The organism is Pandoraea horticolens (genome assembly GCF_902459555.1).
Taxonomy (GTDB): Bacteria; Pseudomonadota; Gammaproteobacteria; order Burkholderiales; family Burkholderiaceae; genus Pandoraea; species Pandoraea horticolens.
Map to the genome: position 1 here is coordinate 219,446 of NZ_CABPSM010000011.1, position 19,331 is coordinate 238,776.

A 19,331-nucleotide genomic window follows, 5' to 3' on the forward strand; every position below is an offset into this window, starting at 1 on the left:
TTTGAGTCATCACAAATCGACGTTGGATTATGGGAACACGGTCGCTTCGGCGACCGCCGATTCATAGTCAAATCTGACCTCGGCGCGTACACGCGACGACGTGACGAGAATCGGTGTCCTGCGCCTCGCCGCTTTCCACGGGTTCCAGTTGAGGCACTTGCACTGCGCACGCGGCAACGGCATGAATGCACCGTGTGCGGAAAACGCAGCCCGTAGGCGGATTCAGCGGGCTGGGAATATCGCCCTTGAGCATGATCCGCTGCCCCTTGACTTGGGGGTCTGGAACCGGCGAGGCAGAAAGCAGGGCTTTCGTGTATGGGTGCGTCGGGCTGGAAAACACTTTGGACGACGGTCCGCTTTCCATCACTCGGCCCAGATACAAAACGGTCACGAAATCGCACAGATATTCGACAACCGCGAGGTCGTGCGAAATAAACAGGATCGTCAGCCCGAGATTCTTGCGCAGCTCCTGAAACAGATTCAGGACCTGCGCTTGCACGGACACGTCGAGCGCCGAGACCGGTTCATCGGCAACGATAAAGGACGGTTTGACCGCCAGCGCACGAGCAATGCCGATCCGCTGACGCTGACCGCCCGAAAACTCATGGGGGTAGCGGTCCGCGAATTCCGGACGAAGCCCGACCATCGTCAACAGTTCTGCGATCCGCTTTTGGCGTGCCGCTCCCTCCGCCAGCCCATGTGTTGACAGCGCCTCACCGATGATCTGCCCGGTTCGCAGACGCGGGTTCAGGCTCGAATATGGATCCTGGAAGACCATTTGCAGACGGCTTCGCCACTTGCGCATTTCACGCTCGCGCAGCGCAAACAAATCCTGCCCTTCGAAAATCGCCTTGCCGCCACTCGGCTCGATCAGACGCAACAGTGAGCGGCCGATCGTCGTTTTTCCCGAGCCCGACTCACCAACGAGGCCCATGATCGCGCCTTTCGGCACCTCGAAGCTCACGTTGTCGACAGCCCTCACGGTCCCGTTGCCGGTTGTGAAATTCTTGGTAAGCCCCTCGACTTTCAGCAGAGGCGCATTTTGAATTGTTTCCATTATCGCCCCACGGCTCAAAGTGAAATGTGGTGCCAGCAGCGGGATAAACGCCCCTCGCCACAGACGCTCAGGGCAGGGCCGGGATCGCGCGTGCACAAAGCGCTTGCCAGATCGCAACGTGCTGCGAAGCTACAGCCCGGCGGCAGATTGGTGACGAGTGGCACCGAACCCGGAATGGGCCTGAGCAACGGCTTTTCACCATGCGGCTTCGCCCCGTGTTGTGCGCCTGGCAAACAGGCCAACAGACCCTTCGTGTACGGATGTTTGGGGCGTGCAAACAATGCATCGACGGGGGCTTGCTCGACAACACGGCCTGCGTACATCACCACGACATCGTGTGCGATTTCGGCCACGACGCCGAGGTTGTGGGTGACGAACAGTACCGACATGCCGAGATCGATTTGCAGACGGCGCAGCAGATCGAGAATCTGCGCCTGGATCGTTACATCGAGCGCGGTGGTCGGCTCGTCTGCAATCAACAGTCTCGGGTTGCACGCGAGCGCCATGGCGATCATCACTCGCTGACGCATACCTCCCGACATCTGATGTGGATATTCGTTGACGCGGCGTCCAGCGTCTGGAATTTCCACGAGCTCCAGTAACTTTCGCACCCGTGCCCGCCGCTCGGCCGTGCCGATCGTCTCGTGGAGCTTGATCATTTCCTCGATCTGCTGACCCACCGTGTAAAGCGGGTTCAAGCTTGTCATCGGCTCCTGGAAGATCATCGCGATTTCCCGGCCGCGCATGGCTTGCATCTGCTTTGCCGACAATACCGTCAGGTCGGCAACCTGGCCTTCGCGATTGCGGTACTGAATGCTGCCGCCGACAATGCGTCCTTGCTTCGCGAGCAGTCCCATGATCGACAGATTGGTTACCGATTTACCGGAGCCCGACTCGCCGACCACTGCCACGGTTTTACCGCGCGGCACGGAGAAGCTGACGCCATCGACCGATTTGGCAACTTTCTCCCCGCTGCCGAAGTACGTGCGCAGGTTGTCAACGCGCAGAATCAGATCGTCGCCCATATCTTCAACATCCGGGCCGTTCGTGGTGTTCACAGCACTCCTCCGCAATGAGGACAGCCCGCTGGCTTTATCTGCGATTGATACCGGGAAGCGTGAAGCGCCTTGTTTCCCAGAATGGTCCAGCGCGGCTCGAAAATCTGGCTGAGTGTCGCCGATACCTTGTGCGAATCGATAACGGGGATATCCGAATCTTCAAGGCCGAATACGGTGAATTCCGCACGCTCGCCTATGGCCCATTTCGAGGTCGGAATCTTGATAATCGAATTCGGATTCACCGTCACGGCTCTAATGACGGCTTCCAACGGCATGCCCATCGCCAGCAGCTTCGACATGGTGGTGCCTAGGTCCCATACCTTGCCTTCGAGCGACCGCGCGTGAACGTCGGTTGAAATCGAGAACGGCATCAGGCCGCGTTCGATAGAAACCTTGGCAGTGCGGTAGGAGAAGGACGCGCCGCCATGTCCCACATCCAGCGCAATGCCGCGATCGGCGCAATGCACGGCCATGTCGAACAGGTCCTGATCCTCGATGATCGATCCGGCATATTTTCCGTTGAAGCAATGCGTTATCACGTCGCCATCGCTCAGTTCGGTCATCACTTCGTCAATCAATGGAGGCGGCTCGCCTACGTGCGCCATGACTGGCACTTTTAGGATCTTGGCGATGCGCTTGGCCAGCTTTACGGGGGTAATCCCCCAAGAGCCGGTGATCGCGCCCGACGCGCGCACCTTGATGCCCACGATGACGTCACGGTTGGCTTGAACGCATTCCATGATGCGGTCGATATTCACATCGCGCATGTCCGTCAATTCGCTGACGTAACGCGACGCCGTCAAGCCGATCGAACCCAGGTTGAGGAACGCCTTGATGCGTTCCTGTGCGGGTTCGATGATGAACTCGCGAAAGCCGGCGAAATTCGCTTCACCGGCCGAGCCGGCGTCGACCACCGTCGTCACGCCGCGCGCGACGCCGCACACGCTCGGGTCGATCGAGATATCGGTACCTCCGCGCCACACGTGTGCGTGCAGGTCAGTCCAGCCCGGCGATATCCACGCGCCCGTGCATTCGATGACCTGAGTCGCCGTATCGGCCTGTGCTTGTGCCTGCGTGCCGAGCGCCCGAATGTTCCCGTGCTGATCGATCAGCACGGAAGTCGTGCCGGTGACCGTGGCGTCAAAACCTATCGGCCTGACGTTGTTCAGCAGCAGCGCCTTGCCGTCCGTAATGTTCGATTCCAGAGTCTTGCTCATGTCACATGTCCTTCTTGAGTCGCGGATCCATCAGATCGCGGAAACCATCGCCGATAAGTTGCAGCGAAAGTACAGCCAGAACCAAGGTGATACCCGGGAACAGCGTGAGCCAGTCCGCGCTACCGATGTACTGACGGCCTTCGGAGAGCATCGTGCCCCACGTCGGAATCGACGGGTCGACGCCCAGCCCGAGAAACGACAACCCGGTTTCTGCCAGCATGGCGGAGGCAAAGATGAACGTCGCTTGCACGAGAATGGGTGAAATCAGATTGCGCAGAATGTGACGCATCATGATCGTGTGCGTCGGCACGCCCAGGGCTCGCGCCGCCTCCACGTAAGGCAGTTCGCTGATGACCAGTGTCGACGCCCGCACGATCCGAGCCATACGTGGTGCGTAGACGATACCCAACGCGATGATGACGGCCCACACGGATGGCCCCAGCGCGGCCACGACGGCCACGGCAAGGAGAATGTCGGGGAATGACATCATCGCGTCGACGAATCGGCTCAGCAGGCCATCGAGGCGCTTGAAGAACCCGGCCAGCAGGCCCAGGGTGACGCCCATCAGCGAGGACGCAATGACCACCGAAATGCCGACCAGCAGCGACAGGCGACCTGCGTAAATGGTGCGGGCGAACACGTCGCGGCCGAAGCCATCAGTGCCGAACAGATGCGCGCCGGGCGGCTGGAGTCGATTCACGATCGACAGTTTGTACGGGGAATAGCTCGTGAGTAGCGGGGCGCAAATAGAGGCCAAAACAATCGCAAAAAACACCGCGAAACCGATCAACACCGTTTTTCGACGCGCGAGTCGCTTGAGGTTATTCATCCCGGCATTGACCTCAGGCGGCATTGCTGCGCTGCTTTCGCTCATACTGAGTTCGTTCATTATCGGATCCTCACACGCGGATCGACGACTGTGTAGAGCATATCGATCCCAAAATTGATCAGCACGTAGGCCCCGGAAATGACGACCAGGGCTGCCTGGATCACAGGGTAATCACGGCGTAGAACTGCAGACACGACAAGTGAGCCGACGCCGGGCAAATCGAATACGGTTTCGATCACGACGGCGCCACTCACGAGCAGCGTGGCAGTCAAGCCAATCACGGTCAGGATCGGCACCATCGCGTTCTTGAGCGCGTGAACAACGACAACCCGCACTTCTCCCATACCTTTCGATCGCGCGGTCCGCACGTAGTCTTCATCCAATACGTCGAGCAGAGACGCTCGGCTAAATCGCGTGATGATTGCGGAGCAAGCGGTACCCAACGCGATCGACGGCAACAGCAAATGGCGAGCGCGCTCCAGGAAGGTCGCGCCTACGCCGCCGTATCCCGAAACCGGAAACCAGCCATGATGTACCGCGAGGTACTGAATCAGCAGTAGGCCTAACCAGAAGCTGGGTGTGGATGCTGCCAGCATTGAGAGGGTCGTCGCGAGTTGATCGAACCAGGAGCCGCGCCAATAAGCCGAAGCCATACCGAGCGGCAGCGCGATCAACGTCGCGATCAGGAGTGAGAATGCAGTGAGCAACAGGGTCGGCTCCGCTCGCTGTGCAATGGACAAGAGTGCCGACTGATGCAGGAAGATCGAATTTCCGAAGTCGCCGGTAGCAACCTGCCCGATGAATCGGACATATTGCACAAGTATCGATCGATCCAGTCCGAGTTCGTGGCGAAGCGCAGCAATGTCATCGGCCGTCGCATCCGGGCCGAGCATCACCGCAGCGGGATCGCCAGGCGCCACGCGAACAATGACGAAAACAATGGTTAGTACCATGAACATGACGGCTAACATGCCAAGTACGCGTTTTAATATGAACTTTGACATTTCCGTCCTGATATTTTCAATTGCACGGTGATCTACTCGATTACGTCTTTTTTTACTTATGCCGCGAAACAGGTTCCTTGTGCCGACCTGGTTCAGTGAAAGAGAAGCTGGATGTCCTCGGACTTCCGTGTGCGCAAATTGAAACCTGGAGATTCAATGATGTTATTACATTCATTGCGCGGTAGTTCCCCTCATGCCAGCCGAAACCCGGGTGGGAGCGGGGGCTAGAAAATCGTTCGTATGCCGAGTTCCATCCCGACGGACGACTTGCCCGCCATATTGCCCGGCGTGTAGGCGCCGTTAGCCTTGAAGCTCGATGGCGTGACTTTTGCTTCTGGTCCCGTGATATACGCTGCTTTACTGCGGTTCTTGATCGCAGCCACGTTCGCATACAGCGCGGTACGCTTGGAAAGGTCCAGTATGCCGCCAAGCGCATACATATCTGCCCGTAGATCGCTCAGCCCGCCCGTGCCTTGTGCGTGACTGTACGATGTAGTGATTGTGTAGTCGTAGATGGGAATCGTTGCACCGATCATGAACGTATGCTGGCCGCTACGCTTCTCCCAACTGTCGGTTATCGACGTGTTCATAAAGGAATATTGCGCCATTACTCTCGTGCGGCCGATCATGTACGACGCACCGATGTCGTATAGATTCCACGTGTTGTTGCCATCCAGTTGCGTACTGTTCACGACGGCCGCAACATCGAGTGGGCCATTCGCGTATCCGAGCCGGCCGCCCCACTGTTTGTTGCCGTACCCGGTCGCGCTACCCGCGAAACCGGGCGAGTTGTTGAACGAATATTGGAACTGACCGTACACACCACCGAGATTCTTAGGTAACCAGTACGTGATGCTATTGTCCGTGCGGGAAAGCGTACCTGCACCCGACAGCAACGGCGTGGAGAATCCTCCGGCCGTGAACAGATTGATGAACGAGCCCACACCGCCGCCGCCGTACGGATCGAACATGATCAGGTTCCAGTACGCCGGGCTGTTGTCACGGCCGAGACGCAGTTCGCCATAGTTGTCGTTGATCATGCTGACAGTGGCGCGACGGTTGAAGAGCCGGTTCGCATCGGATTGCGCGCCGTTATACGGACGGAATCCGCTTTCGAGTACGAAGCCCGCCTTCCAGCCACCGCTCAGATCCTCGATTCCCTTGAAGCCAAAGCGCGATGCGTTCAACGTGCCTTCACCCATGCCCACAACCGTACCGCCGCCACCGTTGTGAATGGAACGAACGTTCACGTCCACCATCCCGTAAAGGGTCACTGACGACTGCGCGTGAACTTCAGTCGCACCAAATCCCAGAGAGAAGGCGGCGCATGCTGCCAATCCGAGGTTGGATTTTTTCATGATAAATACTCCTAACCATATAAGCCTGTTTTAGTAGGTGTTTTCTCTACCTAGAGCTCATCGTCATGTATATCTGAGGTAGAGAAACGACCTTTCTTTTTTATTGCTGCGGCACTACAGAGCGCAAAAAGCGGACTTATTTTTTGAGCCATGCGTTCCAGAAATACGGCCACGGAGCGGGCGTCACGCCTTGCAACTGCGGCGATTGGGCGGCCAGTGCGTTGAAGTTGCCTATCTTGATCGCCGGGACTTCGCTATAGATAAGTTTTTGTACTTCTGCCCACTTGGCAACGCGTTGCTTCGGATCGAGCGTTTGGTTGAATGCCTTGATGGCCGTCTGGCTCGTGGGCGAGGACCACCATCCCGGACTGGTGCTGGACATCAGGCTCATCAGTGTTGGTTCCGGCAGGAACGGGCTGTGCGTGATGTAAATGTCCCAGAGGTCGGGGTTTGTGCGGCGTTGCGTGAGCGTCGCCCAATCCACCACTTGCAGATCCACCTTGAAGCCGGACGCCTTCAAGAACTCGGCGGCGACCAACGCCATCTTGTAGTGGAACTCGTATTGACGGCTGGTCAGGATGCGCAGCGGCTTGCCGTCGTATTTCGCGGCCTTGAGCAGGTCGCCGGCCTTTTGCGGATCGGCGATGTCGTAGGCCCCCTTCGTGCCTGCGTTCGTGTGGTACTGGTAGCCCTCCGGATAGAACGCGGCGTCAGCTGAAAAGAACTGTTTGTCGCCGAATGCCGCTTGCAGCATGTCGGACTCACCGAGTGCGTTGCGAATCGCGAGACGTATGTTCTGGTTGCTCGCCAGGCCGGTCTTGGTGTTCAGCACGAAGAGCGGATACCCGAACGGCTTTATCAGCACCGGGGCCGATTTTGACCCTGCTTTTTGCAGGCGCGCGTATGACTCGATCGGAATGGAGTCTGTGTATCCGAATTGTCCGGCTACGGCCGCTTCGACTCGCGTCGCACCGTCCGGCACCGGAACGAAGTGGATTTCGTCGAGGTATTGCGCGCGACCGCCGCCGTAGCCGTCGCCCTTGCCGTCGCGTGACTTGTAGCCGTCGAAACGCACTAGGTTGATGTACTGATCGACCTTGCGCTCCTTGAATTTGTACGGCCCGGTGCCGATCGGCTCTGTGATCGTGGTCGCGGACTCGAAGCGACGCGGCATGACGACGGCAGCGCTGTTGTTGAACGCCAGGAGCGACAGCAGCGGCGCATATGGCTCTTTCATCGTGATCTTGATGGTGTGTGCGTCGAGCGCGTCGATCTTCGCGATATTGACCGCCGCCGCCTTGCCGCGTGTGGCGACCCGCATCCAGCGATTCAGCGACGCGATCACGTCCTTCGCATCCATTGCTGCGCCGTCATGAAACTTCACGCCCTTGCGCAGGCGGATCGTGTAGGTGAGACCATCCTCCGAAACGGTCGGCATATCCTGCGCGAGCAGAGGCGTGATCTTCCATTTCGCGTCGAACGTGTACAGCGTTTCGAACACGTGCTGCGTCACCATCCCGACGAGGTCGGCGGTCGATCCCATTGGGTCAAGCGTCGGCGGTTCGCCAATCGTCGCCACATTCAATACGCCACCGCGCTGCTGCGCCTGCGCGGGCGTGGTGGCACCCGCCACGACCAGACCAGCGGCCAGCAGCATGCTCAGAATCTTGGTCAGCCCCATCCTTGTTGTCTCCTTCGCAGATGACTTGCCTTGACATACGTTATGACGCAATATATTACGTAATTACGTATGTTTGCGTTTGGTGTAAACCTTTAGTGGTAAACGCTGACAGCGTGAGATGCAGTCATCCGACTGTCCTGTTATCCGCACCGCCATTCTCGCGTATAGCACAGTGCACGCCGTTTATTGAATTCCAAATTTCATAGGGATTTTCCCGGCGTTGCAGTTAAATAATGATGTTCCTACGCTTGCCTGGGCTGAAATAAATCGAATTTAATTTCTTTCAGCCATTTTCGTAGTCCTATGTGGTTAATAAACCGTCGTTTATAAATTCCATGGAGCACAGTCATGGCCGTACAATGGTGTGAGAATAAAGATCCCCGGATTAATACGCTGCGAAAAGGTTTCAATCAGCGTTGGCCTACTGCCGGCAATGAAGCGCAAGCCATCGCCATTTGCAGGACATCGCAAGATGTGGCCGATGCGCTCAACGAAACTGTTCGCAATCGGAAGGTGCGTCCTACCATTCGATCGGGCGGACACTGCTATGAAGGCTTCGTGAGCAACAATGCGAATGGCGTCATTATCGATGTCAGTCAACTCGATTATGCGCAGACAAATAGCGATCCGACGCTGAAATATCAAATCGGATCTGGGGTCCAAAACTGGAATGCCTATGTGACGATGTATAAACTGTGGGGCACTACGTTACCGGGAGGTTCCTGCTATACGGTCGGCGTCGGTGGACACGTCAGCGGCGGTGGTTTTGGTTATATGTCGCGGCTGCACGGTCTGACTGTCGATTGGTTGTCGGCCGTCAAGATCGTGACCATGGATTCCGGTAAAGGAAAACCCGCAAAAGAATATCTCGTTTCGGCCAAAAGTACCGACCCGGACGAGAAAGCCTTGTTTCGGGCATTGCGTGGCGCGGGTAACGGGAATTTCGGTGTAATCACCGACTATTATTTCTCAGACCTACCCGTTCCGCCGACTGAGGCGCTTCTTACGGTTATGCATTTCAACTGGTCGGACTTTGATCAAAGCAATCTTAAAAAATTCGAGGATTTGCTCAATACCTATGCGGATTATTGGGCCGGACGAGGACAAAACCCCGAGACATACGGAATGTTCGGATCGATGAAATTGACGCACGTATCGAATGGCTCGTTCTTCATTCGAATCCAAACATGTTCAACTCAACCCGCGGGCCGTATTACGGCAAAAGAATTGGCGCTCACGCAGGAGTTCATTGATCTGTTTGCGAAATTCAATCCGCAAGTCATGGCATTGCCAGGCGCAGTTTTCGTGGACGAACCCTCCCTGCCGTGGACCGGCGAGGGCCGTTTGACGACGCGTGACGGTCAAACGGTGCCGAAGTATACGGTGCTCTACGACTGGCTCAACGCCGTGCAGGCGCTGAACGGAGCCACGCCGAATCAACGCGGGAAGTACAAATCCGCATACATGAAAAAGCGCTTTACGGCTCGGGAGTCGATGACGCTGCATAAGTATCTCCATCTGCAGCCTACGGGCGGCATTTCCCTAGCCTCGTCGCTCGTGCAGATTGATACGTACGGTGGCAACATCAACAAGGCGGATCTTATTCAGACCACTTCCGCTTCGCAACGGGCATCGATCATGAAACTCCAATATCAGGCCTATTGGACGAATCCCGACCAGGATCAGGAATACCAAGACTGGATCAATCTGTTCTATAAGGACATGTATTGGGATGATTCCGTTGTCCCCCGTGAATTCCGGGGAACGCCTTATCCAGGCGCAAATTACGAAGGCTGCTATATCGGTTATCCGGATGTGGAGATGGCGAATGTGAAAGATAACAACAGCCGTCATTTTTGGCCCGATTTGTATTATCCGGCTATCTATAGCGATCTTCAAAAAGTCAAGCGACGATTCGATCCGGATAATATTTTTAATTACGCACTTTCGGTGAAAACATAAAAGCTGGCGTAGGACTCTGAGGGAATTTCCACCTCGAAATAAAGTCCGGACGGCGATAAACCGTCCGGATTTTTTTACTGACCCTAGTCAGTCAACGTCGCAACAGTCGCGAATCGGTGGCGAGTTGCCCCGAAAAGCTCGCGAGGATCGACAGCGCCAGACATCCGTCATTCGGGCTCGATCTGGTGCCGCTCGCGACCTTTCCCGCGTGCGGTAAACGCAAAGATGTCCGGTACCCGATTATTTCGGCTGGGCGCCCAGCGCCAGGTTCATGTGCGTTTCTGCTAACGGAATTACGCCACCGGGCTGGAACGTCACGATGTTCACATGCATGTCGTGACGCATATCCTGAATGTCGACGAAGCGCGCAGTACTCTCGCCGTGATTGCGCAGCTGCCAATCGGTAGCGGGCGGAATGAATGCGTAGCCGCCTGGGGGCAGCTTGTTGGCGTGTCCCTCGATCGTCACCCAGAGACGCGTGTTGTCCTAGAGCGGGAGGTGGTTCGTGACGATGTCTCGCATCACACCCTTCGGAATGACGGCGTATGCTTCGGTGAACGTCGCGCGGCCGGTGAGACGTTCCGTTGGCCCGGATGCTCGCCGTGAGGTGCTAGCGCGCGTCATGGCACGACCACCGGCAGCGGCCAGCGAAACCGGCCGAGGACGTTGGCGTCGCGGTCCGTGACGATGGCCTCGACGTTCAACTCGGCCGTACCACCCGCTACGACATCGGCCTGCCAGAAGGCATCCGGTGCCTCGCGAGCGACAGGCTCCTGCGGGGCGCCAGACTGCGGCGCATAGCGCGTAGCGTGCTCATCGACATGCATTTCCAGACCGCCCAGTGTCGACTCGTCATCAACGCAGAGCTGGAGCAGCACGGCGTGTTCGCCACGCATGGAAAGTGACGTCCAGCGCAGCCGGAGGCGGTCACCGGCACGGACATCGATGGGCCACGGCGCTGCGCAAACGCCATGAAGCGCATCGCTGTCCGGCGCGAGTCCGTAGCAACCGTCGCCTTCGATATCCACGGGGTTGTGCGCCGCGTCGGGGTACCGGTCGAGCAGCATTACCGCATCGATGACAAGCAAAACATCGGCGATGGCGCGGGTTTCACTACCGGCGCTGGAGGTGCGTGCATCGGACATGGGAATTCCTTGCCGTGAGCTGTCGTTGCGTTACCGCGATCCGGCACCCTGCGTTGCGGTGTTCCTGCGGGAAACGGATCGCGGCCCGGCCTGGGTCAGTTGTTGCGGATGGTGATGAACGGATCCCACTGGTAGCAGCCGCACAGATTGCCGCTGCGGTCGAGGATCATGAACTGGAAGTGATAGGTCACGCGCCCGGTCTTGAGCGTTTCGCAGGACCAGAAGTAGTTCGAGCACTTTTGCTTCTTCGGCTTGGTCGGGTCCGGCGGATTCGGCACGGGCAAGGTGACTTCGGCCTCACGCGGCGAGGGCGGCGAGATCAGCTCATTGCCCTGATTGCCGACGAACTTGTAGAAGATGCACGATTGCTCGAAGCCCAGTGAGAGCGAGCTTTCGCGCCACCGGATGACGTCCCCGACGGTGGCCGCGATATCCAGCTCGCCGCCAGCCTGTCCGCTAACCACGTTGTTTTGCGTCACGATCATGAAGACGTGCTTGAAGTCGATGAGCGGTGGATTCGCCATGCTGGAGTTCTTGCCGTACCGGTCGACAATCGTCTTGGTGTCGATGCTCACCAGTACATCGGTAATTTCTGACATGTGTTTCTCCACGAAAGACTGAGTTGAATGCCGTCGATCTCGTGCGACGACGGCTTCGAAGGCAGCGGCTTGCCAGCCGCGCGCGAAACGCCGGAGCGCGTTCCACCGATGGAGCGTAGAAAGGGGACCGTCGATGTTCAACCACCCGAGGGGGGTGTCAGATAAGTGACATCGGCGCGCCAACCGGCACCGCGACTGACGTTGGCGCTGCGGACGTACGTTCACCAATCGAGGAATTGGAGCGCAACAACTAAAAAGCAACCCGTGCGTGCATGCGTGGGTATAGGCTGCGTCACCGTTATCGAGGTGCCGGCCGCGCTTGAGGCGAAGTCGCTGCCGTTGCGCATGTGGGCCTTAGGGAACCGACGCGCTTGCACGGCATCCCCCTTGCGTGGCATGATGAAACATCAAATGTTACGTAAGAGCGGAGTCAAGCCATGCAGCAAGACACGATAGCGATGTTCGACCAGCACGCGGCGACGTACGACCAGACGTGGCAAGCGCTGGCACCATTGCGCGAGGCGCTGCATCTGGTGCTCGACAGCGTCTTTGCGCCGTTGCCGGAAGCGGCCAATGTGCTGTGCGTCGGGGCGGGCACCGGGGCGGAGATTCTGTCGCTCGCCGAGCGCCATCCCGGTTGGCGCTTTACCGCAGTGGAGCCGTCCGGGCCGATGCTCGACGTCTTCCGTGGCAAGGCCGAGGCGGAAGGTGTCGCGTCGCGTTGCGTCTTTCATCAGGGGTATCTGGATTCGCTGCCGGACGCTGCGCCATTCGACGCAGCGACGGCGATTCTCGTCTCCCAGTTCGTCACCGATCCTGTGGCGCGTCGGGGGTTCTTCCGCGACATAGCGCAGCGGTTGCGTCCGGGCGGCTATCTCGCGAGCGCCGATCTGGCTTGCGAGATGACATCGAACGCCGGAAGCCGGTTGCTCGACGTCTGGTTCGATATGGTGTCGGTAAGCCCGGAGGCACGCGAGCGTGCGCAGGCGATCTACGGCTCGCAGGTTGCGGTGGTACCGCCCGAGGCGGTGAGCGAGATCATCCGGGAGGGCGGTTTCGACGGGCCGGTGCGATTTTTCCAGGGCGGCCTCATTCACGCCTGGTTCGCGCGTCAGGCGCTCGACAGTTGAGACGGCGATGAGAAGCGATAGCCGACTTTCGCGCATGTTGCACGTGCTGCTGCACATGGCGCGGCACGACGCGCCGTTCACCTCCGAGCAACTGGCGCAGATGCTGCGCACGAATCCCGTGGTGGTCAGACGCACCATGGCGGGGCTGCGCGAGGCGGGCTATGTGCGCTCCGGCAAAGGGCACGGTGGTGGCTGGTCCATCGCCTGCGATTTGCGCAACGTAACCCTGCTCGATATCCATCGCGCTGTTGGCGGACCGCACATCTTCGCGATCGGGGTAGAGAGCGACAATCCGGAGTGCGCCGTCGAGCGCGCGGTGAATGCGGCACTCGATGGCGCGTTGCGCGAGGCGGAATCCATCCTCATCGCGCGGCTTGGGGCGATCTCGCTGGCCGACCTTGCGCAGAACTTCGATGTGCTCTGCCGGCAGTACGAGTCGTCGCGCCACTGATCATTGCGCGGCCGAGAGCTGCGCCTTGATCGCGGCCTCGGTCTGGTCGTAATCGCCTTCACCGAAATGCGTGTAGACAATCTTCCCTGACTTGTCGACCAGATAGAACGCGGGCCAGTACAGGTTATCGTAGGCTTTCCACGTGGCGTAGCGGTTGTCCTGCGCGACCGGGTAGGTGATGCCGAAGCGCCGGATGGCATCGCGGACATTGCCGGTATCGCGCTCGAACGCATACTCGGGCGTGTGCACGCCAACCACCACCAGCCCCTGATCCTTGTACTTCTTGTACCACTGCTGGACATATGGCAGCGTGTGGATACAGTTGATGCACGAGTACGTCCAGAAATCGACCAGCACGACCTTGCCGCGCAGTTGTTGGAGCGTGAGCGGCTGGCTGTTCAGCCAGTTGTCCACGCCCGTGAATTCCGGTGCCGCCCCTCCGGTCATCGGACGCGCCTGCGACGGGGCACAGGCGGCAAGGCCGGTGAGGGTAAGGGCGACGAAGGCACTTCTGAGCAGCGTCAGCATGGCGGTTTCTCCTGAGAGCGGTGCAACGGTTTTGGATGAGTCGGTAGCCGTATTTCACCGCCGGGGCGTATCTGCCATGTGTTCGCCGATGCCCATTTCGGCAATGTCGTGTATCCAGACAACCGCCAGATACACGGTGATACAAACGACGGCGGCGATTGGTCTATAAAGCACTCAGCGATCGCGCCGCCGGCGCGGGCACACAGGGGAGTTGCGAAATGTCGTCCGAATGGTTGCGAGGGTCCTGCCACTGCGGGGCCGTCCGATTCGAAGTCCAGACGCCGGTCGAGCCGGCCGCCCGCTGCAATTGCAGTCTCTGCCGGCGCAAGGGGGCTTTGATGACACCTGCCTTTCCCGAGGCCAACCTGCATATCCTGTCGGGTGCCGAGGATCTGACGTGCTACCAGTTCAATACTCGCGTTGCCCGTCATTACTTTTGCAGGCATTGCGGTATCTACCCATTCCACGCGTCGCGCACTGCACCCGGCATGTGGCGGGCGAACATCGGCTGTCTGGAGTGCGTCGATCCCTACGCGCTGGACGCGTCGGTGGCCGACGGGCGGACGCTCTCCGTGGTGGAGGACGCATGAGACGTCTGCTCAGTCTGATCGCCTTTCTGGCAGGTGGCTTCAGCACCGAAGTCGTCCGTCCGCTGCAATGCGATCTCGCGCCGGCCAGCCGCCGGACGATGCCGGCAACGGCGCGTTCGCGGTGTCGCACCGGCCTGGCTTTGTCCGGCGGTGACGAGGGCCGCCGGATTCAACCGTCATCGCTATAATCGCCCGCATGGAAAAGATCGATCATGTGTTGATCGTCGACGACGATCGCGGTATTCGGGAACTGCTGGCCGAATATCTCGAAAAGAACGGCATGCGCGTGAGCGTTGCCGCGAACGGGCGTGAGATGCGGGCGGTGCTGGCCGACGGTCCACCGGACCTGATCGTGCTCGACCTGATGCTGCCCGGCGAAGACGGCCTCGTGTTGTGCCGCGAGCTGCGCGCGGGCAAGTTCAAGGCGGTGCCGGTGCTGATGCTCACCGCGCGCAGCGAAGAGACCGACCGTATCGTCGGGCTGGAGATGGGCGCAGACGATTACCTCGCCAAGCCGTTCGCTGTGCGCGAATTGCTCGCTCGCATCAAGTCCGTGCTACGCCGCACCCGCATGCTTCCGCCGGGGATGCAGATTACCGAGACGGCCGAGATCCTGGGCTTTGGCGAATGGCAGCTCGATACGACAGCCCGGCATCTGCTCGACACCGAAGGCACACAGGTGGCGCTCAGCGGTGCGGAATACCGGTTGCTGCGTGTGCTGCTCGATCACCCGCAACGGGTGCTTACGCGAGACCAGTTGCTCAACCTCACGCAAGGGCGGCAGGCCGACGCTTTCGACCGCTCCATCGATCTGCTCATCAGTCGCTTGCGTCAGCGTTTGCGCGATGGCGCGCGTGAGCCCCGCTATATTAAGACGCTGCGCAACGAAGGCTACGTGTTTTGCGCGGCGGTCACTGTGGTCGCCGCTCCCGAATGACACCGTCTTCGATGCCGTCCCCGGCGCTTCGCCGGCCTCGCTTGCTCTGGCCGCGCTCGCTCTTCGCGCGACTCGCCCTCATCCTGTTTGTCGGGCTGGCGCTTGCACAGGCGCTTTCGTTCTGGCTCACGATGACCGAACGCAATCGCGTGACGTCGAACATGATGAGCATCTACATCGAGAGCGAGGTCGCCAGCTCGGTCGCGTTGCTCGACCATCTGCCGCCAGCCGAGCGGGCACAGTGGCTGCCTCGTCTGGCGCGGCGCAGCTATCGTTTCGAACTGGGGGACGGGGTGCGCGGCGGCAAGTCCGACGCAGGACTCGCCGTACAGGTCGCCCGCGTGATTCAGGACGCCATTGGCGTGTCGTATCCGTTGACGGTGAACAGCGTGCCCAACGATCCAGACCGGCTTCAGGTGCACCTGCGCCTTACCGATGGCTCGCCACTCACCATCGACGTCTTTCCGACACCGACACTCCCGCTTTCCGGTTGGCTGCCGGCCGTGCTGATATTGCAATTGGTGGTGATCGCCGGTTGCTGCTGGCTGGCCGTGCGTGTGGCGACGCGTCCGTTGAACGCGCTGGCGAATGCGGCCGATACCCTTGGCCCGGATCTGCGCGCCGAGCGTCTGAATGAAGACGGCCCGTCCGAAGTCGCGCGGGCGGCCCGCGCATTCAACGCCATGCAGGACCGCATCGGCGATTACATGACCGAGCGCATGCAGATTCTTGCCGCGATTTCGCACGACCTGCAAACGCCGATCACGCGGATGCGCCTGCGGGTCGATACGATGGACGACGAGACATCGGCGGTGCGCCTGCAACAGGATCTGCGCGAGATGGAATCGCTCGTCACGGAAGGGGTGACGTATGCGCGCACGCTGCACGGCGCGTCTGAAGCGCCATGCAAGGTCGATCTCGATGCGTTGCTCGACAGCCTGGTGTGCGACTACGCCGACGCGGGCTCGCCCGTCACGCTCGAGGGGCAGGTTGGTCATCCCATCGTGACGCGTCCTCAGGCATTGCGGCGCATTGTCGGCAATCTCGTCGACAACGCGCTCAAGTACGGCAATGAAGCGCAGTTGGCCGTGACTCGAAGCGTGAACGGTATCGACGTGGTGGTGAGCGATCGCGGGCCGGGTATTCCGGACGACATGCTCGATGCGGTCTTCGCGCCGTTCGTGCGTCTGGAGACGTCGCGCAATCGCCACACCGGCGGCACCGGGCTGGGGCTCGCCATCGCCCGTCAGCTTGCGCAGACCATGGACGCCAAGCTGACGCTGCGCAATCGTGAGGGCGGTGGCCTGGAGGCGCGTCTTTCACTCAGGGCATGAGATGCGGCGCTACGCGCGCCACGATAAGTCCCGAGCGGTAATAGAAAATGGTGGGTTCCGGCACTCGCAGGTGCCGGGCGTCTTGCTCAGACCAGGGTAATCGTCACACCGATATTGCCGCGCGTCACCTTCGAGTACGGGCAAGTGGCATGTGCCGTATCGACAAGACGTTGCGCCACATCGCGCGGCACGCCGGGCAGATTCACGAACAGACGCGCCTGCAACGCGTAGCCTTCGCCCAGGCGGCCGAGGTCGACCTCGGCGTCGACCGACAGATCCTTCGGCAGTGCGACCTTGCTCGCATGTGCGGCGAGGCTCATGGCGCCAATGAAGCAGGCGGACCAACCGGCGGCGAACAGTTGCTCGGGGTTCGTTCCTGCGCCGCTGGTGCCGGGCGAGGAGAGCGCGATGTCGAGACGGCCGTCGCTGCTACGCGCGGTGCCGTCACGGCCGCCGGAAGTCGTGTGGGTGCGGCCAGTGTAGAGAACTTTGTCGAGTTGGGTCATGGGGTGCCTCTGTCAATTGGGGGCGCCGTTTGCCGGCGCGAACCGATGGCCGTGCCGGGGAAGTCCGGCGTGTTCGGCATCGACTTCCTGCATTGAACCGGGCAGACGTATCGCGTGTGTGTCCGGTTCGCGCCCGGTCGTAACAGGGGTTGTCCTGCATCCGCCCGGATACATTGAGAGACAAACGCGACCCGCGCATGCAGTGGGAGAGGCAGGCTGCGGGAGCAGGATCAGAGCAGATCGGTGATTTGCGGATGGAAGGGGTCTTGCGCGAGGATCGTGTCGAGTTCGTCGCGCGAGACCTTGCCCGACACGATGATGACGCCGCCATTGCGGGGCTGTTTCGGCCCCGACGCAATGAACAGACCGCGTTCGTACTGCGCGGCTATCGTTCCAGACCGGCCCGGTGCTTCTGATACTGGATCGCGGAGACAATCGCCACACGGCGGATCGGCTCGGGCGGCAGCCAAGTCGGCCGCTCGAAGCCCAGCGCGTCGGACAGTTCGGGCGATTGTTGACCGCAGGCCATCTCGCCGAGCAGCTTGCCGAACGTGCTGCCCTTGAGCACGCCTGCGCCATTGCATCCGAGCGAGGCGAACAGCCCTTTGCGCACTTCGCCGAAATATAGCGCGCCATTGCGGGTGAGGGCCGTGACGCCCCCCCAGACGTGCTCGAACTTGTGCGAAGCCATTTGGGGATAGCGGCGGCGATACGCGTCCGTGAGCATGGCGCCGATGTCGGTCATCGGACGCTCCTTCTCGTACGAATAGGCGCTGCGCACGACGAAGCGGCCGCCGAGGGTCTTGCGCAGCGTTGTGCCTAGCCGGTTTGCCGGAATCACACCCCACTCGGGGGCCGGACCCAGCTTGGCGAGTTCGTCGGCGGACAGTACCGGCGTCATGGCCGCATACGTGTAGATCGTGAAGACACGATCGCGCGCGAGCCCCAGCTTTCGGGCAAAGCCGTTGTTCGCGACGATCACCTGCGCGGCGCTCAGTTGCGTCGTCGCGGTCGTCACTGTGAAGGGGCCGTTACCGTCGAGCGACACGACGGGTTCGTTCTCCCACAGCCGGACATTGTCGGGCAGGCTGTCGGCCAGGCCGCGAACGAACGCTGCGGGTTGCACGAAAACGTTACTGTCAGAGTGATAACCGTAGCGGTAATAGTCGGTGCCGATCTCGCTTCGCAGCGTGTCGCGCGACAGTTCGCGGTACGTCACTCCCCACTCGCGGTATTGCGCGAGCGTGTCGCGCAAGCGTTGCTCGCCGTCTGGTGTTGCGGCTGCGTGGTACTTGCCGACAGGGTTCCAGCCACAGTCGATGCCGTGCGTCGTAACGAGTTCATGCAGCCATTTGAGGCCGGTGTCATAGAGCCGTATCTGCTTGCGTGCCACTTCCAGCGGACTACCATGTCCGCCCATACCGGTGTTGTGCGGCAGGTTGATGAGAAAGCCCGAGTTGCGCCCCGCCGAACTGTCGCCGACGGCGGTGGCATCGATCACCAGCACCGTGGCGTCGGGGCGAAGTTCGGCCACGCGACGCGCGGCGGCCAGGCCGGTGAAGCCCGCGCCGATGACGATGACGTCGAAACTTCGGGCCATCGGCGCTCGCGTGTGAGACATACGCACCGGCAGCAGAGCATTCCAGCCGGATGCCGCCTGATAGGCGGGGAAAGCGTCCCGCGCGAGGCGGGAGGGAGTGACTTGGTTGGAGGACATGACGATAGAAATACGGGGGGCTTGCCGGAGGTTACGCAGCCTGACTTTCCAGACTGCGCATGACCTCGGTCTGCACGGTGTTCCAGATTTGCGACTTGAGTTCGTTGTAGCGCGGCGAGAGCTGCACCTGTGCGTCGCGCGGCATGGGCAAATCGTTCGGCAGATCGCAGGCCACCCGGCCCGGGCGTGCACTCATGATGACCATGCGTGTGGAGAGCATCAGCGCTT

Annotated in this window: 19 protein-coding genes and 2 pseudogenes; 7 read left to right on the top strand and 14 right to left on the bottom strand. The window is 60.0% G+C overall.

Annotated elements, in window-relative coordinates; translation table 11 throughout:
* Positions 1–67: 67 nt before the first annotated feature.
* From PHO31112_RS18475 to PHO31112_RS18505, 7 genes are all read right to left on the bottom strand, one after another.
* Positions 68–1,057, bottom strand: coding sequence for an ABC transporter ATP-binding protein (locus tag PHO31112_RS18475; RefSeq protein ID WP_150621845.1), 990 nt, complete (start codon positions 1,055–1,057; stop codon positions 68–70).
* A 14-nt stretch (positions 1,058–1,071) separates the two neighbouring features.
* Positions 1,072–2,082, bottom strand: coding sequence for an ABC transporter ATP-binding protein (locus tag PHO31112_RS18480; RefSeq protein WP_150621846.1), 1,011 nt, complete (start codon positions 2,080–2,082; stop codon positions 1,072–1,074).
* Between the two features lie 29 nt (positions 2,083–2,111).
* Positions 2,112–3,332: an amidohydrolase/deacetylase family metallohydrolase gene (locus PHO31112_RS18485; RefSeq protein WP_150621810.1), complete on the bottom strand. Its 1,221-nt coding sequence runs from the start codon at positions 3,330–3,332 to the stop codon at positions 2,112–2,114.
* A 1-nt stretch (position 3,333) separates the two neighbouring features.
* Entirely contained in the window at positions 3,334–4,185 is an 852-nt protein-coding gene (locus PHO31112_RS18490) for an ABC transporter permease (protein WP_217427046.1), read from the bottom strand.
* 35 nt (positions 4,186–4,220) lie between these two features.
* Positions 4,221–5,165 carry an ABC transporter permease gene (locus PHO31112_RS18495; RefSeq protein WP_150621811.1) on the bottom strand — a complete coding sequence of 315 codons (945 nt, stop codon included), beginning with the start codon at positions 5,163–5,165 and terminating at the stop codon, positions 4,221–4,223.
* A 224-nt stretch (positions 5,166–5,389) separates the two neighbouring features.
* Positions 5,390–6,523, bottom strand: a complete 1,134-nt coding sequence (locus PHO31112_RS18500) for a porin (RefSeq protein WP_150621812.1) — start codon at positions 6,521–6,523, stop codon at positions 5,390–5,392.
* Positions 6,524–6,659: 136 nt separating this feature from the next.
* The gene (locus tag PHO31112_RS18505; RefSeq protein ID WP_150621813.1) at positions 6,660–8,204 is read right to left on the bottom strand and encodes an ABC transporter substrate-binding protein; all 1,545 of its coding nucleotides are present in this window, start codon (positions 8,202–8,204) and stop codon (positions 6,660–6,662) included.
* Between the two features lie 348 nt (positions 8,205–8,552).
* Between PHO31112_RS18505 and PHO31112_RS18510 the strand changes: the two genes are divergently transcribed.
* Positions 8,553–10,166, top strand: a complete 1,614-nt coding sequence (locus tag PHO31112_RS18510) for an FAD-binding oxidoreductase (RefSeq protein WP_150621814.1) — start codon at positions 8,553–8,555, stop codon at positions 10,164–10,166.
* Positions 10,167–10,436: 270 nt separating this feature from the next.
* Here PHO31112_RS18510 and PHO31112_RS18515 read toward each other — a convergent pair.
* The 3 genes and pseudogenes from PHO31112_RS18515 to PHO31112_RS18525 form a co-directional block, all read right to left on the bottom strand.
* Positions 10,437–10,777, bottom strand: a pseudogene (locus tag PHO31112_RS18515) ((S)-ureidoglycine aminohydrolase); the annotation flags it as partial.
* Between the two features lie 9 nt (positions 10,778–10,786).
* A complete protein-coding gene (locus PHO31112_RS18520; RefSeq protein WP_150621815.1) occupies positions 10,787–11,311 on the bottom strand; it encodes an AidA/PixA family protein in 525 nt (174 codons plus the stop codon).
* A gap of 95 nt (positions 11,312–11,406) precedes the next feature.
* Positions 11,407–11,910, bottom strand: a complete 504-nt coding sequence (locus PHO31112_RS18525) for an inclusion body family protein (protein WP_150585405.1) — start codon at positions 11,908–11,910, stop codon at positions 11,407–11,409.
* Between the two features lie 437 nt (positions 11,911–12,347).
* Between PHO31112_RS18525 and PHO31112_RS18530 the strand changes: the two genes are divergently transcribed.
* Together PHO31112_RS18530 and PHO31112_RS18535 are read left to right on the top strand one after the other, a co-directional pair.
* Positions 12,348–13,040 carry a class I SAM-dependent methyltransferase gene (locus tag PHO31112_RS18530; RefSeq protein ID WP_150621816.1) on the top strand — a complete coding sequence of 231 codons (693 nt, stop codon included), beginning with the start codon at positions 12,348–12,350 and terminating at the stop codon, positions 13,038–13,040.
* Between the two features lie 7 nt (positions 13,041–13,047).
* Positions 13,048–13,491, top strand: a complete 444-nt coding sequence (locus tag PHO31112_RS18535; protein WP_150621817.1) for an Rrf2 family transcriptional regulator — start codon at positions 13,048–13,050, stop codon at positions 13,489–13,491.
* Here the strand turns inward: PHO31112_RS18535 and PHO31112_RS18540 are convergent, their stop codons facing one another.
* Positions 13,492–14,019 (bottom strand): thioredoxin family protein, encoded by a 528-nt coding sequence (locus tag PHO31112_RS18540; protein ID WP_150621818.1) that lies wholly within the window; start codon positions 14,017–14,019, stop codon positions 13,492–13,494.
* A 218-nt stretch (positions 14,020–14,237) separates the two neighbouring features.
* Here PHO31112_RS18540 and PHO31112_RS18545 point away from each other — a divergent pair, with 218 nt between their 5' ends.
* The 4 genes from PHO31112_RS18545 to PHO31112_RS18560 are packed head-to-tail and all read left to right on the top strand — an operon-like array spanning position 14,238 to position 16,880.
* A complete protein-coding gene (locus PHO31112_RS18545; protein WP_150621819.1) occupies positions 14,238–14,609 on the top strand; it encodes a GFA family protein in 372 nt (123 codons plus the stop codon).
* The gene (locus PHO31112_RS18550) at positions 14,606–14,797 is read left to right on the top strand and encodes a hypothetical protein (protein WP_150621820.1); all 192 of its coding nucleotides are present in this window, start codon (positions 14,606–14,608) and stop codon (positions 14,795–14,797) included. Before PHO31112_RS18545 ends, PHO31112_RS18550 begins: the two co-directional genes overlap by 4 nt.
* An 8-nt stretch (positions 14,798–14,805) precedes the next feature.
* Positions 14,806–15,546, top strand: a complete 741-nt coding sequence (locus tag PHO31112_RS18555) for a response regulator (protein ID WP_010807929.1) — start codon at positions 14,806–14,808, stop codon at positions 15,544–15,546.
* On the top strand, positions 15,543–16,880 hold the full coding sequence (locus PHO31112_RS18560) for an ATP-binding protein (protein ID WP_150621821.1): 1,338 nt from the start codon (positions 15,543–15,545) through the stop codon (positions 16,878–16,880). The genes PHO31112_RS18555 and PHO31112_RS18560 overlap by 4 nt, the downstream gene beginning before the upstream one ends.
* Positions 16,881–16,966: 86 nt before the next feature.
* Here the strand turns inward: PHO31112_RS18560 and PHO31112_RS18565 are convergent, their stop codons facing one another.
* The 3 genes and pseudogenes from PHO31112_RS18565 to PHO31112_RS18575 all read right to left on the bottom strand — a co-directional run.
* Positions 16,967–17,386, bottom strand: coding sequence for an organic hydroperoxide resistance protein (locus PHO31112_RS18565; RefSeq protein ID WP_150621822.1), 420 nt, complete (start codon positions 17,384–17,386; stop codon positions 16,967–16,969).
* Positions 17,387–17,771: 385 nt separating this feature from the next.
* The gene (locus PHO31112_RS18570; protein WP_150621823.1) at positions 17,772–19,103 is read right to left on the bottom strand and encodes an NAD(P)/FAD-dependent oxidoreductase; all 1,332 of its coding nucleotides are present in this window, start codon (positions 19,101–19,103) and stop codon (positions 17,772–17,774) included.
* 31 nt (positions 19,104–19,134) lie between these two features.
* Positions 19,135–19,331: pseudogene (locus tag PHO31112_RS18575) on the bottom strand (ATP-binding protein); the annotation flags it as partial.

Excerpts from the sequence above, each read along its gene's own strand:
- PHO31112_RS18475 (WP_150621845.1), bottom strand. The coding sequence starts at position 1,057 with ATGGAAACAATTCAAAATGCGCCTCTGCTGAAAGTCGAGGGGCTTACC.
- PHO31112_RS18480 (WP_150621846.1), bottom strand. The coding sequence starts at position 2,082 with ATGGGCGACGATCTGATTCTGCGCGTTGACAACCTGCGCACGTACTTC.
- PHO31112_RS18485 (WP_150621810.1), bottom strand. The coding sequence starts at position 3,332 with ATGAGCAAGACTCTGGAATCGAACATTACGGACGGCAAGGCGCTGCTG.
- PHO31112_RS18490 (WP_217427046.1), bottom strand. The coding sequence starts at position 4,185 with ATGCCGCCTGAGGTCAATGCCGGGATGAATAACCTCAAGCGACTCGCG.
- PHO31112_RS18495 (WP_150621811.1), bottom strand. The coding sequence starts at position 5,165 with ATGTCAAAGTTCATATTAAAACGCGTACTTGGCATGTTAGCCGTCATG.
- PHO31112_RS18500 (WP_150621812.1), bottom strand. The coding sequence starts at position 6,523 with ATGAAAAAATCCAACCTCGGATTGGCAGCATGCGCCGCCTTCTCTCTG.
- PHO31112_RS18505 (WP_150621813.1), bottom strand. The coding sequence starts at position 8,204 with ATGGGGCTGACCAAGATTCTGAGCATGCTGCTGGCCGCTGGTCTGGTC.
- PHO31112_RS18510 (WP_150621814.1), top strand. The coding sequence starts at position 8,553 with ATGGCCGTACAATGGTGTGAGAATAAAGATCCCCGGATTAATACGCTG.
- PHO31112_RS18520 (WP_150621815.1), bottom strand. The coding sequence starts at position 11,311 with ATGTCCGATGCACGCACCTCCAGCGCCGGTAGTGAAACCCGCGCCATC.
- PHO31112_RS18525 (WP_150585405.1), bottom strand. The coding sequence starts at position 11,910 with ATGTCAGAAATTACCGATGTACTGGTGAGCATCGACACCAAGACGATT.
- PHO31112_RS18530 (WP_150621816.1), top strand. The coding sequence starts at position 12,348 with ATGCAGCAAGACACGATAGCGATGTTCGACCAGCACGCGGCGACGTAC.
- PHO31112_RS18535 (WP_150621817.1), top strand. The coding sequence starts at position 13,048 with ATGAGAAGCGATAGCCGACTTTCGCGCATGTTGCACGTGCTGCTGCAC.
- PHO31112_RS18540 (WP_150621818.1), bottom strand. The coding sequence starts at position 14,019 with ATGCTGACGCTGCTCAGAAGTGCCTTCGTCGCCCTTACCCTCACCGGC.
- PHO31112_RS18545 (WP_150621819.1), top strand. The coding sequence starts at position 14,238 with ATGTCGTCCGAATGGTTGCGAGGGTCCTGCCACTGCGGGGCCGTCCGA.
- PHO31112_RS18550 (WP_150621820.1), top strand. The coding sequence starts at position 14,606 with ATGAGACGTCTGCTCAGTCTGATCGCCTTTCTGGCAGGTGGCTTCAGC.
- PHO31112_RS18555 (WP_010807929.1), top strand. The coding sequence starts at position 14,806 with ATGGAAAAGATCGATCATGTGTTGATCGTCGACGACGATCGCGGTATT.
- PHO31112_RS18560 (WP_150621821.1), top strand. The coding sequence starts at position 15,543 with ATGACACCGTCTTCGATGCCGTCCCCGGCGCTTCGCCGGCCTCGCTTG.
- PHO31112_RS18565 (WP_150621822.1), bottom strand. The coding sequence starts at position 17,386 with ATGACCCAACTCGACAAAGTTCTCTACACTGGCCGCACCCACACGACT.
- PHO31112_RS18570 (WP_150621823.1), bottom strand. The coding sequence starts at position 19,103 with ATGTCCTCCAACCAAGTCACTCCCTCCCGCCTCGCGCGGGACGCTTTC.